The 13,468-nt window shown below is 70.4% G+C and carries 14 protein-coding genes; 6 read left to right on the top strand and 8 right to left on the bottom strand.

The genetic code is table 11. The features are described 5' to 3' along the window. Window positions 1-3: 3 nt before the first annotated feature. The gene (locus tag ACWEJ6_RS14180) at window positions 4-846 is read right to left on the bottom strand and encodes an SDR family oxidoreductase (RefSeq protein ID WP_452423875.1); all 843 of its coding nucleotides are present in this window, start codon (window positions 844-846) and stop codon (window positions 4-6) included. Further along, window positions 843-1,130, bottom strand: a complete 288-nt coding sequence (locus ACWEJ6_RS14175; RefSeq protein WP_387671743.1) for an antibiotic biosynthesis monooxygenase — start codon at window positions 1,128-1,130, stop codon at window positions 843-845. The genes ACWEJ6_RS14180 and ACWEJ6_RS14175 overlap by 4 nt, the downstream gene beginning before the upstream one ends. Window positions 1,131-1,192: 62 nt before the next feature. Here ACWEJ6_RS14175 and ACWEJ6_RS14170 point away from each other — a divergent pair, with 62 nt between their 5' ends. After that, a complete protein-coding gene (locus ACWEJ6_RS14170; RefSeq protein WP_358291265.1) occupies window positions 1,193-1,648 on the top strand; it encodes a MarR family winged helix-turn-helix transcriptional regulator in 456 nt (151 codons plus the stop codon). A gap of 7 nt (window positions 1,649-1,655) precedes the next feature. Here the strand turns inward: ACWEJ6_RS14170 and dnaN are convergent, their stop codons facing one another. The 3 genes from dnaN to ACWEJ6_RS14155 form a co-directional block, all read right to left on the bottom strand. Beyond that, a complete protein-coding gene (gene dnaN / locus ACWEJ6_RS14165; RefSeq protein ID WP_452423872.1) occupies window positions 1,656-2,753 on the bottom strand; it encodes a DNA polymerase III subunit beta in 1,098 nt (365 codons plus the stop codon). A gap of 124 nt (window positions 2,754-2,877) precedes the next feature. Next, complete coding sequence (locus ACWEJ6_RS14160) at window positions 2,878-3,531, bottom strand: response regulator transcription factor (RefSeq protein ID WP_352362228.1); 654 nt, start codon at window positions 3,529-3,531, stop codon at window positions 2,878-2,880. Beyond that, a complete protein-coding gene (locus tag ACWEJ6_RS14155; protein WP_452423870.1) occupies window positions 3,531-4,949 on the bottom strand; it encodes a sensor histidine kinase in 1,419 nt (472 codons plus the stop codon). The genes ACWEJ6_RS14160 and ACWEJ6_RS14155 overlap by 1 nt, the downstream gene beginning before the upstream one ends. Window positions 4,950-5,058: 109 nt before the next feature. On the opposite strand from ACWEJ6_RS14155, the gene ACWEJ6_RS14150 reads away from it, so the two are divergent. Beyond that, entirely contained in the window at window positions 5,059-5,964 is a 906-nt protein-coding gene (locus ACWEJ6_RS14150) for an ABC transporter ATP-binding protein (RefSeq protein ID WP_352362232.1), read from the top strand. After that, complete coding sequence (locus tag ACWEJ6_RS14145; protein WP_358291255.1) at window positions 5,961-6,692, top strand: ABC transporter permease; 732 nt, start codon at window positions 5,961-5,963, stop codon at window positions 6,690-6,692. The genes ACWEJ6_RS14150 and ACWEJ6_RS14145 overlap by 4 nt, the downstream gene beginning before the upstream one ends. Before the next feature lie 5 nt (window positions 6,693-6,697). Here the strand turns inward: ACWEJ6_RS14145 and ACWEJ6_RS14140 are convergent, their stop codons facing one another. Beyond that, window positions 6,698-7,609: an SMP-30/gluconolactonase/LRE family protein gene (locus tag ACWEJ6_RS14140; RefSeq protein WP_387671752.1), complete on the bottom strand. Its 912-nt coding sequence runs from the start codon at window positions 7,607-7,609 to the stop codon at window positions 6,698-6,700. 56 nt (window positions 7,610-7,665) lie between these two features. Here ACWEJ6_RS14140 and ACWEJ6_RS14135 point away from each other — a divergent pair, with 56 nt between their 5' ends. Beyond that, a complete protein-coding gene (locus ACWEJ6_RS14135; protein WP_452423868.1) occupies window positions 7,666-8,097 on the top strand; it encodes an Lrp/AsnC family transcriptional regulator in 432 nt (143 codons plus the stop codon). A 9-nt stretch (window positions 8,098-8,106) separates the two neighbouring features. Further along, window positions 8,107-8,613 (top strand): redox-sensitive transcriptional activator SoxR, encoded by a 507-nt coding sequence (soxR, locus tag ACWEJ6_RS14130; protein WP_352362238.1) that lies wholly within the window; start codon window positions 8,107-8,109, stop codon window positions 8,611-8,613. Here soxR and ACWEJ6_RS14125 read toward each other — a convergent pair. Both ACWEJ6_RS14125 and ACWEJ6_RS14120 read right to left on the bottom strand, forming a co-directional pair. Further along, window positions 8,579-9,034 carry a universal stress protein gene (locus ACWEJ6_RS14125; RefSeq protein WP_387671756.1) on the bottom strand — a complete coding sequence of 152 codons (456 nt, stop codon included), beginning with the start codon at window positions 9,032-9,034 and terminating at the stop codon, window positions 8,579-8,581. The genes soxR and ACWEJ6_RS14125 overlap by 35 nt on opposite strands. A gap of 105 nt (window positions 9,035-9,139) precedes the next feature. Next, window positions 9,140-11,773: a replicative DNA helicase gene (locus ACWEJ6_RS14120; RefSeq protein ID WP_452423865.1), complete on the bottom strand. Its 2,634-nt coding sequence runs from the start codon at window positions 11,771-11,773 to the stop codon at window positions 9,140-9,142. A gap of 282 nt (window positions 11,774-12,055) precedes the next feature. Here ACWEJ6_RS14120 and ACWEJ6_RS14115 point away from each other — a divergent pair, with 282 nt between their 5' ends. Further along, a complete protein-coding gene (locus ACWEJ6_RS14115) occupies window positions 12,056-13,357 on the top strand; it encodes an MATE family efflux transporter (protein ID WP_387671758.1) in 1,302 nt (433 codons plus the stop codon). Window positions 13,358-13,468: the final 111 nt, after the last annotated feature.

Here is a 13,468-nt window from a genome sequence, read left to right as displayed (position 1 = left end):
CCCTCATGCGGCGGGGCGCAGCTCGGCCGCATGGTCCTTGGCGAACTCGGTGAAGCTGCGGCCCGGGCGGCCGGTCACGTCGGTGAAGGCCGTCGTCGTGAGGTCGCCCCAGTTCGCGGCGTACGCCGTGAGGTATTCCCTGGTGACGGCCGCGTCCCATTCGCGCAGGCCGGCGTCGAGCATCGAGCGGTAGGCGTCGTCGGGGGCGACGGGCTGGTAGGCGATCGGCGTGCCGTAGACCTCGGTCAGGGCGGTGGCCGCCTCCCCCATCGAGATGCTGGCCGGGCCCGTGAGGGTGTAGGTGCGGCCCTTGTGCGGCGCCGGGTCGCGCAGCACCACGGCGGCGAAGTCACCGATGTCGCGGACGTCGATCAGCCCGATCCGGCCCTCGCCCGTGCCGCCGTAGAGGGTGTCGCCGGCCACCGAGCCGAGCAGGTTCTGCATGAAGAAGGCCGGGCGGATGACGGTCCAGTCGAGGCCCGAGGCGGCCAGCTCGACGTCGGAGAGCGCGTGCAGGCGGCCGTTGCGCGTGGGGGCGTCGTGCGCGGCTCCGATGGCCGACAGGCGCACGACGTGACGCACCCCCGCCTTCCGGGCCGCCCACAGGGCGTTCATGCTCGCATGGGGCGCCTGGGGGCCCATGGCGGTCAGCAGCCACAGGGTGTCGACCCCCTCGAAGGCGGCGTCGAGCGTGGCAGGCTGGTCGAGGTCGCCGACGGCCACCTCGACGCCCTCGGGGGCCTTGGCCGCGTCGCGCACCAGGACGCGCACGTCGCTCAGGTCGCCCAGCGACTTCAGCACGGCCCCGGAGACGGTGCCGGTGGCACCGGTGATCAGGATGGTCATCGCAATGTCCCCTCTTCTGCAGAGATCAACTCGTCGATCAGGTCGAAGAACTGCTGGATGCCGGGCAGGTTCGCGCCCTTGGCACGGGAGGCGGCGAAGTCGTCGCCCGAGCGCCAGTCGACGATGTCCAGCCACTCGTCGTCGGACAGGCGGACCAGCCGGGCGCCGAGGAATCCGGCGCGGTCGGCCGCGAAGTCGGCGAGCATGCCCGGACGGGCCGCCAGCAACTGGCCGGCGCGTTCCGGGGACACTCTGAATCTGGTGAGTTCCACCGTCGTGGTCATGGCATGACGATATAGTAAGAATCAGTGACAGTCAAAATCAGTGACTAATTGGAGGGCCGCACGTGCGCAGGAGTCATCGCAAGCAGGACGAACCAGATCTCGGGGTCCTGGCGGGGCGCACGCTCTTCGCCCTGCAGCGCGACCTGTTCGCCAAGCTGGCCGAGCAGGGCCATCCGGGGCTGCGGCCGCGGCACGGCGCCGTGCTGGCCTACCTGGACGAGGAGGGCAGCAGGGCGACCGACCTGGCCGCGCAGTCGGGGCAGCACAAGCAGGTGATCGGCACGCTGGTGGACGAGCTGGTCGCGCTCGGCTACGTGGAGCGGCAGCCCGACCCGGCCGACCGGCGGGCCAAGCTGATCGTGCCGACGGACAAGGCGCTGGACCACATGGTGAAGTCGGACGCGATCATCGCCGAGATGGAGGCCGCGCACGCACGGGCCGTGGGCGAGCAGGCGTACGCGGAGTTCAAGAGGGTCTTCAAGCTGGTCGCCGAGCGGCAGACGCTCGCGGCGGAGTGACGGCCGCTCAGGTCAGGCGCAACGACATGACGAGGTAGCGGAAGGCGGGCTGGGCGTCGCCCGGCACGTCCTGGATGAGGGCGGGCCTGGTCGGCGACTCCATGTTGATCCTGGCCAGCTCGCCCTCGATGCCGGTCAGGCCGTCGAGCAGGAACTGCGACTGGAAGGCGATCTGGATGTCGTCGCCGCGCAGCTCGCAGGGGACCACCTCGGTGCCGCGCCCGATGTCGCCGCCGCCCGCCTGGATCAGCACCTGGCCCTGCGTGAACGACAGCCGGATCGCGGTGTTGCGCTCGGCGACCAGGGCCACCCGCTTGATCGCGTTGACGAACGGAGTCACCGCGACGTCGGCCCTGATCGACCAGTCGGAGGTCAGCCTGGCCCGGTAGTCGATGAACTGCTCGTCGAGCAGGCGCACGGTGGTGCTGCGGCCGACGCTCTCGAACCCGGCCACGCCGTCGCCCATCGCGACCGACACCTCGCCGCCGCGCAGCGACTTGGCCACCTCGACCAGCACCTTCGCCGGCACCATGGCCGAGACGGCGACGTCGGGCGTGGCCGGACGCCAGGTGAAGTCGCGGGCGGCGATGCGGTAGCGGTCGGTGGAGGCCATCGCCACGGACTCGCCCTCGATGTCGACCCGGATGCCGGTGAGCATCGGCAGCGTGTCGTCGCGGCTGGCGGCGGGCGCGACCTGGCTCACCGCGGAGGCGAACACGCCGCCGCCGATCGCGCCGATGCTCGGGGGCATCGTCGGCAGGGCCGGGAAGTCCTCGACCGGCATCGTGATCAGCCCGAACTCGGCGCTTCCGCAGGTCAGCACGGCCTCGGCGCCTTCGGTGACGATCTCGACGTCTTCGGCCGGCAGGCTGCGGCTGATCTCGGCGAGCAGCCGGCCGGGGATGAGCACGCTCCCGGACTCGACGATGTCGGCGTCGACCAGGGCGCGCGCGGAGACGTCGTAGTCGAAGGCGGACAGGCTCAGCTCGTCGCCCGCCTCCAGCAGCAACCCGGAGAGCACGGGCACCACCGGGCGGCTGGGCAGGACTCTGGCGGCCCATGCCACCGCATCTGCCAGTACATCGCGGTTAACCCGGATCTTCACGAGGATCCACCCTTTCGTCGCGCCGTGCCTCTATGAAAATAGCCGCTCCCACCGACAACTCCGGCTGTGTCCGGGCACGGTTGGGCGCCCTGTGCACAATGGGCCTGGTGGGACCGGAAGGGCGTCAGGCGCGGCTGTTCAGGTAGGCGAGCACGGCGAGGACGCGGCGGTTGTCGTCGTCGGAGGGGGCCAGGCCGAGCTTGGCGAAGATGCCGGCCGTGTGCTTGGCGACGGCGCTCTCGCTGAGGAAGAGCCGCTGGGAGATCGCGGCGTTGGAGCGGCCCTCCGCCATGGCCTCCAGCACCTCGCGCTCGCGGGGCGTGAGCGCGGCCAGCGGCTCGTTCCTGGCGTTGCTGGCCAGCAGCTTGGCGATCACCTCGGGGTCCATCGCGGTGCCGCCTTCGGCCACCCTGCGCACGGCGTCGACGAACTGCTCCGCGTTGAACACCCGGTCCTTCAGCAGGTAGCCGATGCCGCCCGAGCCGTCGGCCAGCAGCTCGCGGGCGTAGAGCTGCTCGACGTGCTGCGACAGCACCAGAACGGGCAGCCCTGGAATCTGCGCGCGGGCGGCCAGCGCGGCCTGCAGGCCCTCGTCGGTGAACGTGGGCGGCAGCCGTACGTCGACGACCGAGACGTCGGGACGCAGCTCCAGCAGGCCCTTCAGCAGCTCCGGCCCGCTCTCGACGGCGGCGACGACCGTGAAGCCGTGCGCCTGCAGCAGGTGGACCAGGCCGTCTCTGAGCAGGTACAGGTCTTCGGCGACGAGCACCCGCTTCATCAGCAGGGCCCCAGACCGCCGACGCGGCCGAGTACGAGGCTTCTGTTGTGGACGAGCCGGATGCGCATGGCCGCAATGTACATGAGCGTGCCGAGGGCGATGTTGGCCACGATCACCGGCCACTGCAGGGGCTCGGGCAGGTAGAGGGCCAGGAACCAGCTCCGCTCGTCGATGTGGAACGCCTTGAAGACGGCCGTGACGAGGCCCTGGGGGAAGAGCGGGCACCAGGCCGTGCCGTACAGGACGGCGATGGTGGCGGCCTTCTTGGGAGGCAGCTTCGCCTGGTCGGCCTGCTCGGGCAGGACGTGCGGGATGTCCAGGGTGACGGTGGTGGGGCCGCCCGGCGGGCTGTGCAGGGCCAGCACGCCGTCGAAGGCGGCCAGGCGGCGTTCGATGCCGGTCAGGCCGCTGCCCTTGGCCGGGTCGGCGCCGCCCATGCCGTCGTCGCTGACGGTGACGCGCAGGGCCGCGCCGTTGACGCTGATGTCGATGGCCACCGACTCGGCGCCGCTGTGCCGGGCCGCGTTGGCGAGCAGTTCGCTGATCGCGAAGTAGGCCGCCGCCTCCACCGGGGGTTCCAGGCGGTGGGGCAGCTCGACGTCCACCTTGACGCGCAGCGGGCTGTCCATGGCCAGGGCGCGTACGGCGTCGGCGAGGCCGCGTTCGGCCAGCACCGGCGGGTGGATGCCGCGGATGACGGTACGCAGCTCGGTCAGGGTCTCGGCGGAGGCGTCCCTGGTCTTGGCCAGCAGGGCCTTGGCGGCGGCCGGGTTGTCGTCGATGAGCTGCTCGACCGCGCCCAGCGTCATGCCGATGGCCACCAGGCGGGCCTGGGTGCCGTCGTGCAGGTCGCGTTCGATCCTGCGCATCTCGGCGGCCTGGGAGTCGGCGGCGAGGTTGCGCACCTGCCGCAGATGGGTGATCTGGACGGCCAGGCGGCTGGCGGAGGTGGCGCCGAGCAGCAGGCGGACGGTGAGGGCGTACAGACGCAGGCCGCGCGCCGGGAGCAGGACGAACAGCGGCAGCAGGCCGATCTTGACGATCGGGTCGAGCGTCAGCCAGAGCGTGTCGCGCCAGGTCGCCGGGTCGGTGAGCAGCCACTTGAACCGGTCGTTCCAGGCCGGCATGCGCGGCGACTTGTACAGCGTGCGGTCGACGCGGTAGAGGCCGTCGGCCATGGGGACCGGCGGCGGCGGCTCGGGCAGGTAGGGCGCCTCGATCTCGACGCCGGTCCAGGCGCGCAGCAGGCGCCGGTGCTGCTCGGCCGCCCGCCTGACCAGCCTGGCCTGCCACGGGAAGAAGAAGACCATCCCCAGCGCGAACGACAGCATGATCATGGCGCCGGCCAAGGGGATCAGCGCCACCTCGACCAGCAGCAGCGCGAACAAGACCGCGACCTGCCCGAACCGTTGAAGCATGCCCCCAGTCTGCGCCACCATCGCCGCCGGGGACATTGCACCTAGATACACCCTTGCTCGGCATCTACCGAGATTCCCCGGAAAACCCGCAGCTCCTAGCGTCGATGCCATGAAGGTGATCGAAGTGCGGAACCTGCGCAAGCAGTATCCGAACCACCTCGCGGTGGACGACGTGTCTTTCGAGGTCGCCGAGGGCGAGATCTTCGGCATCCTGGGTCCCAACGGCGCCGGCAAGACCACGACCGTGGAGTGCGTGGCGGGCATGCGCCCGGCGGACGGCGGCACCGTACGCGTGGCGGGCCTGGACCCGCGGCGCGACCGGGACGAGCTGCGCCAGGTGCTCGGCATGCAGCTGCAGAGCGCCGCGCTGCCGGAGAAGATCAAGGTGTGGGAGGCCCTGGACCTGTACGCCTCCTTCTACCCCGACCCGGCCGACTGGCGGGAACTGCTCGAACACGTCGGCCTGGCGCACAAGCGGGACGCCGCCTTCAAGAGCCTCTCCGGCGGCCAGCGGCAGCGGCTGTCGGTCGCGCTGGCGCTGGTGGGCCGGCCGCGGGTGGCGGTGCTCGACGAGCTGACCACCGGCCTCGACCCGCAGGCCCGCAGGGACACCTGGGAGCTGATCGAGCAGGTGCGCGACTCGGGCGTGACGATCGTGCTGGTCACCCACTTCATGGAGGAGGCCGAGCGGCTCTGCGACCGGCTCGCGCTCATCGACGCGGGCAAGGTGGTGGCCACCGACACGCCCGCCGGCCTGATCGCCCAGGTGGGGGCCGAGCAGCACGTACGGTTCCGCCCCTCCGGCCCGCTGGACGACGCCGTGCTGCTGGCGCTGCCCGAGGTGCGCGAGGTCGTCCGGCACGGCGGTCAGGTCTCGGTGTCCGGCACCGGCAACCTCGCCCACGTGGTCACGCTGGCCCTGGCGCAGCACCAGATCATCCCGGCCGACCTGCGCATCGAGCAGGCGACCCTGGACGACGCGTTCCTCGCGCTCACCGGAAGGAAGTTGTCATGAGGAAGATCCTGCTCGTGGAGGCCAAGCTGCACCTGCGCGACTGGCCGTTCATGATCTTCACCATCGGGTTGCCGGTCGGCCTGCTGCTGGTGCTGGGGCTCAGCGTGCCGGACATGACCAAGCCCGACGCCTCCGGTCTGCGGTCGGTGGACGCGCACATGCCGGCCATGATGACCCTGCTCGCGCTGCTGACGCTGGCCTGCAGCGTGCTGCCCACCGTGCTGGCCGGCTACCGGGAGCAGGGCGTGCTCAGGCGCATGTCCACCACGCCGGTGCATCCAGGACGGCTGCTGACCGTCCAGCTCCTGGTCAACCTGACCGTCGGGGCCGTGTCCACGGTCGTGCTGATCGTGGCCGGGATGGCGGCGTTCGGCACGTCGGCGCCCAGGCAGTGGCTCGGGTTCGTGCTGGTCTTCCTGCTCGGCACCGCCGCGCTGATGGCCATCGGCCTGGTGATCGCGGCGCTGGCGCCCAACGGGAAGGCGGCCTCGGGGATCGGGTCGGCGGTGATGTTCCCGCTCATGTTCGTCGGCGGCATGTGGCTGCCGCGCGAGATGATGCCGGACGCCCTGCGCAAGGTCAGCGACTTCTCCGTGGCCGGGCCGTTCGCCCAGGCGCTCAAGGACACCTGGGCGGGGCAGAGCCCCCAGCTCCTGCACCTGGTGGTGATGGCCGCGGGGCTGGCGGTGTTCGGGGGCCTGGCCGTGCGGCTGTTCCGGTGGGAGTAGGGACGTCAGCGGCGGGCCCAGACCGGGCGGGCGCCGGTGACGTTGGTCATCAGGGAGTAGAGCGAAGAGGAGGAGGCGATGAACAGCCGATTCCTCTTCAGCCCGCCGAACACCAGGTTCGCCGTGAACTCCGGCAGCCTGAGCCGGCCGATCAGGGTGCCGTCGGGGTCGTGGCAGAGCAGCGCCTTGCCGGCCGCGGCCCAGACGCGGCCGGTGTCGTCGAGGCGCATGCCGTCGAAGTTGTCGGCCTGGGTGCCCTCGGCGAAGACCCGGCCGCCCGACAGCGTGCCGTCCTCGCGCACCTCGAAGACGCGCAGGTGCCTGGCCCTGGTGTCGGCGACGTACAGGAGCTTCTCGTCGAGGGAGAAGGCCAGGCCGTTGGGGCGGACGAAGTCGTCGGCCACCACCCGCACCTCGCCGGTCACCGGGTCGGCGCGGTAGACGTGGCAGCCGTCGATCTCCTGCTCGGCCACGACGCCCTCGTAGTTGCTGGTGATGCCGTACGGAGGGTCGGTGAACCAGACCGAGCCGTCGGAGCGCACGACCGCGTCGTTGGGGCTGTTGAGGCGCTTGCCCTGCCAGCGGTCGGCGATGACGGTGATCGAGCCGTCGGGCTCGGTGCGGGTGACGCGGCGGTTGCCCTGCTCGCACGAGATCAACCGGCCCTCGCGGTCGAGGGTGTTGCCGTTGGTGTAGCCGGACGGCTGCCGGAACGGGCCGACGGCGCCGGTCATCTCGTCCCAGCGCAGCATGCGCTCGTTGGGGATGTCGCTCCAGACCAGGAAGCGGCCGGCCGGGAAGTAGACCGGGCCCTCGGCCCAACGGGTGCCGGTGTAAAGGCGTTCGATCCGGTCGTCGCCGCCGATCGTGGCGAAACGCTCGTCCAGAACCTCGAACTCGGTGGGGATCGTGTCCATGGCGGCCACCATACGGCATTCGACCATCGGCACATTTCACCAGATACCATTCGGTCATGGATGAGATCGACAGGACACTGATCGGGCTACTGCTGGAGGACGCCACGCAGTCGTACGCCGCGCTCGGCAAGGCGGTGGGGCTGTCCAGCGGGGCCGCGCACGAACGCGTACGCAAGCTGCGCGAGCGCGGCGTGATCAGGCGTACCACGATCGAGGTGGACCAGGACGCCCTCGGCCGCACGGTGACCGCCTACGTGCTGGTGGACGGCGCGAGCTGGATGGGCGACAGCGCCGGCCTGCTGGCGCGGATCCCCGCCGTCGAGGAGGCCCACGTCATCGCCGGGCCCGCGTCGCTGCTGCTCAAGGTGCGCACGTCCAGCACCAAGGAGCTCCAGGAGGTCCTGCGCCAGATCTTCGAGGTGGACGGCGTGACCGGCACCCAGACCGTCGTCGTGCTGGAGACGTTCTTCGAACGAACCCTCAAGTAAGCTTCAGGAATGGTCGCCTGGAACAGCAGAGAACTGACGGTCGGACAGCTCGCCGAGCGCAGCGGCGTGGCCGTCTCCGCGCTGCACTTCTACGAGACCAAGGGGCTCATCGCCAGCCGCCGCACGGCCGGCAACCAGCGCCGCTACCACCGCGACACGCTGCGCAGAGTCGCCTTCATCCGGCTCTCCCAACGCCTCGGCATCCCCCTCGCCACCATCAAGGACGCGCTCTCCGAGCTGCCCGACGGGCGCACCCCCAACCGGGAGGACTGGGCCAGGCTGTCGGCCGCCTGGCGCGGCGAGCTCGACGACCGCATCGAACAGCTTCAGCGGCTGCGCGACGACCTGACCGACTGCATCGGCTGCGGCTGCCTGTCGCTCGACCGGTGCCCGGTGGCCAACCCCCGCGACCGGCTCGGCGAGGAGGGACCGGGCGCCCGTCGCATGGACACCCGGCTGTCCCCGCCCAAGGTCTGCTGCGTCACGCCTTCGGCTGCGCAACCGGCGGAACGATGAGCGTCGGCCGGTGGGCGTGGTGCAGCACATGGTTGGACACGCTGCCGAGCAGCACCGACCTGACCCCCGCCAGGCCACGCGAACCGGTCACGATGAGCGAGGCGTCGAGCTCGTCGGCCACGTCGACGATCGTCTTCCAGATCGACTCGTTGTCGGCGACCGCGCGGTAGCTCACCTCGGGCAGCCCGGCGGCGGTGGCCAGTTCGGCGCCTTCCTTGGCGTAGTACTCGGCCTGGGCCTGCCCCTCGGTCTCGGTCTCGGGGGAGATCGCCCCCGCCGCCAGCGGGTGCTTCCTGAGCTGCACGAGCAGCGGCTCCCACACGGTGACGACGACGGTCGGCTGGGCGGCCAGGTGCTTGGCGGCGAACTCGATGGCGCTGCGCGAGTCGGCCGAGCCGTCGTAGGCGATCAGGATGGTCATGGCGTTCTCCCCTTTGCTTCAGTCATCGGGTAAAGCGCCCCGATGATCGATCGCCATCCCCTCCGCGCTGTCTGGTTTGTCACACCTTGACCGGGCTTTCACGTCTCAGTGCTGAGCCATGTCCACGAAACGGCTGTAGTGACCCTGGAAGGCCACGGTCACCGTGGCGGTGGGGCCGTTACGGTGCTTGGCCACGATCAGGTCGGCCTCACCGGCCCGGGGGGACTCCCGCTCGTAGGCGTCCTCGCGATGCAACAGGATGACCATGTCGGCGTCCTGTTCGATGCTGTTGTGCACCGCGATGCCGTTGGCGACGAAGTTGTGCGTGCCGAGGACCGTGGCGTCGAACACCGGCTGATCGCCCAGGCTCTCGATCGATGCGACCTCGTCCCAGAACACGTCGTTCGTCGCCAGCATCTCCATGTCGGCGTCGTCGAGGATCGAAGCCACCTTGCCCAGACGTTCCCGGCTCGGCGCGTGCTTCCACAACGTGCTGCCGCAGAACTGGGTGCCGAGCCGGGCGGAGAACTCCCGGTGAGTCATGCCGCGCTCCGACAGCACGCCGCGCACGCGGTCCCAGATCTCGCGGGGAACCGTGTCCAGATTGGTGTTGCCCTTGATCTCCCGCAGCCGGCCCGCGGACGCGTCCGCCTGCGCCGACCGCTCGCCGTGCACGCCCACCTCGTCCAGGAACCGCAGCTGGTTCTCGGCACCGTAGACGACCAACTGGTATCCGGGCCTGTGGCCGTCCTTCCGCACCTCCTTCACGCGGGTCATCACGTTGAACCGGAGGAGCAGCCGAGCCACGTCGTCGACCAGCCTGCGGCTCGTCGAGGCGTAGTAGATCCTCGACTGACCGCTCTTCGCGTCCCACCACACACAGCCATCGGTGGCCCACAGGTGCCGCAGGAACAGCGCGATCTGCTTCTTGGGCAGGGAGAAGACTCCATCAGGGACGAACTTCTCATGGCTCCGCAACCCGAAGAGCCCCAAGCCGTCCAGCCAGGCGGCGACGGGGTTGCGCCTGCCGTGAGTCAGCCGGTGGGGAGCCGGCAACCTCAAGGTGGTGACCCGTGCGGCAGCGTACTCATCGCGGACGGCACTGATCCCGAAGTGCTCGGCCGCCCGCGTCACCGCCGTCAGGCAGGCCTCGTCCGTGCTCGCGTAGCGGATCGGCTGACGCTTGACGAAGGAGCCGTCGCCGATCATGTGCGCGAGCAGCACGATCTCCGCCTCCGGCCACTCCTGGAGGCCCTGCGGGGCCGGAACGTGGCGTGGGACCGCCAGCCGGGACCCGGTGGTCAGCTCACCCAGCGGCCGCCAGCCGTCGTAGGTCAGGAAGGGGTGGTTCGCGGTGGCCTCGATCTCACGGCCGGAGCGCAGACGCAGGCGGAAGACCTCCTTGATCCCGCTCGGGAAGGCGTGTGTCATCGTGCGCGGCACGAGCCGCAGCCGTTCGTCGAGCGACCACACCGGGATGTCGCGCGCGCCGCTCTCCAGCAGTTCGCCGATCGAGACCTCGGCGCCGGTGTCGGCGCGCAGGATGCGGGTGGCGGCGGTCAGGCAGCCCGACTCGCGAAGGTCGCTGACCGCGGGGCGCTTGTCCGTACGCTGCTCGGGGCCTCGGTTGAGCTGGGAGATCGCGATGACCGGCACCTCCAGCTCCTTGGCCAGCAGCTTGATCGCACGGGAGATCTCCGAGACCTCGTTCTGGCGGCTCTCGGTCTTCTTCGGCGAGCTCATGAGCTGGAGGTAGTCGATGACCACGAACCGCAGGTCGTTGCGCTGTTTGAGGCGCCGGCACTTGGCCCGGATCTCCATCATCGACATGTTGGGCGAGTCGTCGATGAACAGCGGCGCCTCGGCCACCTCGCTCATCCTGCGCGCGAGGCGCGTCCAGTCGTCGTCGCCCATCATGCCCGAGCGCATGGCGTGCAGGGCGACCCTGGCCTCGGCGGACAGCAGACGCATGGTGATCTCGTTACGGGACATCTCCAGCGAGAAGATGACGGTGGTCATTCCATGCTTGATCGCCGCAGAACGTGCGAAATCTAGACCAAGGGTACTTTTGCCGATGGCCGGGCGGGCGGCCACGACGATCATCTGGCCTGGGTGGAGGCCGTTGGTGAGCTGGTCGAGGTCCTGGAAGCCGGTCGGGACGCCGACCATCTGGCCGCCGCGGCTGCCGATGGCCTCCAGTTCGTCGAGGGCGCCCGGCATGATGTCGGCCAGCGGCGCGTAGTCTTCCGACGTGCGGCGCTCGGTGACCTTGTAGATCTCCGCCTGGGCGCGGTCGACGAGGTCGTCGACCTCCTCGTTCTGGCCGCCGTAGCCGAAGGAGACGATGCGGGTGCCGGCCTCGATGAGGCGGCGCAGGATCGCCTGCTCGCGCACGATCTTGGCGTAGTAGCCGGCGTTGGCGGCCGTGGGGACGACCGCCGTGAGCGTGTGCAGGTAGGCTGCGCCGCCCACCCGGGCCATCTCGCCGCGTTTCTGCAGCTCGTCGAAGACGGTGACGGCGTCGGCGGGCTCGCCGCGGCCGTAGAGGTCGGTGATGACGTCGTAGACCATCTGGTGGGCGGGCCGGTAGAAGTCGTCGGACCGCAGGATCTCGACGACGTCGGCGATGGCGTCCTTCGACAGCAGCATGCCGCCGAGCACCGACTGCTCGGCCTCGATGTTGTGCGGCGGGGTGCGCTCGAAACCGGGGCCTCCGCCGCCCTCTTCGTCAATGCTCACCGCGCCCCCTCGAACAACCTCGCAGGCGGTCGCCACCCCCACTTGTAGCCGACCGGTGTGACAGTTTCGCTCGTTCGGCGCGTGAGGGCAACGCGGCCTGTGGACAACGCTGTGGGTGAGCTGTGCACTATCGCGCCCAGGGTGTGAAAGCTCTGTGGACGAGCCTGGGGATAACTCTTTCGGATATGCACCGATCATCGTCTGACCTGGGCAAACAGTGTCCACCGACTGTGGAGGAAAGAAAGTTGGCCCGACACGCCGTGTAATGGCCATAATAGACAAATGCCCATTACACCCCGGGACCGGGAGATTCTGCGGCTCGCGCTGCCCGCGTTCGGCGCGCTGGTCGCCGAGCCGCTCTTCCTGCTCGCCGACTACGCCATCGTCGGCCACGGCCTCGGCACCACGGCGGTGGGCGCGCTGGGCGTGGCGGGGGCCGTCCTGGCGACGCTGGTGAACCTCTGCGTCTTCCTGGCGTACGGCACGACGGCGTCCGTGGCGCGGCAGAGCGGCGCCGGCAACCACGGGCGGGCCATGCGCAACGGCGTGGACGGCATCTGGCTCGCCCTGGCCATCGGCGTCGCGCTCATCGCCCTGGGCTGGCCGCTCGCGCCGGCCATGGTGGACCTGTTCGGCGCCGGTCCCGACCAGGCCGCGCTGGCCGTGACGTACCTGCGGATCAGCCTGCTCGGCGCGCCCGGCATGCTGGTCGTGCTGGCCGGCACCGGGGTGCTGCGCGGCCTTCAGGACACCGTCACGCCGCTGGTGGTGGCCGTGGGCTCGTTCGCGCTGAACGCGGCGCTGAACGCCTGGTTCGTGCTCGGGCTGGATTGGGGCATCGCCGGGTCCGCCTGGGGCACCACGCTGGCCCAGACGCTGGGCGCGGCCGTCTACCTGGTCGTGGTGGTCCGGGGCGCGCGACGGCTCGGCACGCCGCTCCTGCCCGACCTGGCGGGCGTCCGGCAGGCCGGTACGGCCGGTTTCGCCCTGCTCATCCGTACGGTCTGCCTGCGGATCGTGCTCATCGTGGGCACGGTGGTCGCCACCAGGATGGGCCAGGCCGAACTGGCCGCGTACGCCATCGCCGGCCAGGTGTGGAACCTGATGGCCTTCGCCCTGGACGCGATCGCGATCGCCGGCCAGGCCATCACCGGACGCTCGCTGGGCGCCGGTGACACGGTCGCCACCAGGGCCGCGACCAGGCGGATGATGCAGTGGGGCCTGTGGTCGGGCCTGGCGCTCGGCGTGGTGGTCGTGGCGGCCAGGCCGCTGCTGCCCGGGCTGTTCGGCGCCGACCCGGCCGTGACCGGCGAGCTGCTGGCCGTGTTGTGGCCGGTCGCGCTGTTCCAGCCGATCTGCGGCGTGGTGTTCGTGCTCGACGGCGTGCTCATCGGCGCGGGCGACCAGCGCTACCTGGCCTGGGCCGGGGTGTGGACGACGCTGGCGTACCTGCCGGCGGCGTTCCTGGCCGCCGGGTTCGGCGTGGTCGCGCTCTGGTGCGCGCTCGGGGTGTGGATGATCGCCCGGTTGATCACCCTCGGGCGGCGCGCGGCCGGCACGGCCTGGCTGGTGACCGGCGCGTAGCCGATCCGACCGGCCGCATTACCGCTTCGGACGCCCGGACGCCGGGTCACCGTAATCGTCCTGTGCTTGCCGTTGTCCAAGTGGTGAGACAGAGTGGGCGAGTTCCCTGAG

The organism is Nonomuraea sp. NPDC004702 (assembly GCF_053601695.1).
This window is presented reverse-complemented; position numbering and strand designations above follow the sequence as displayed.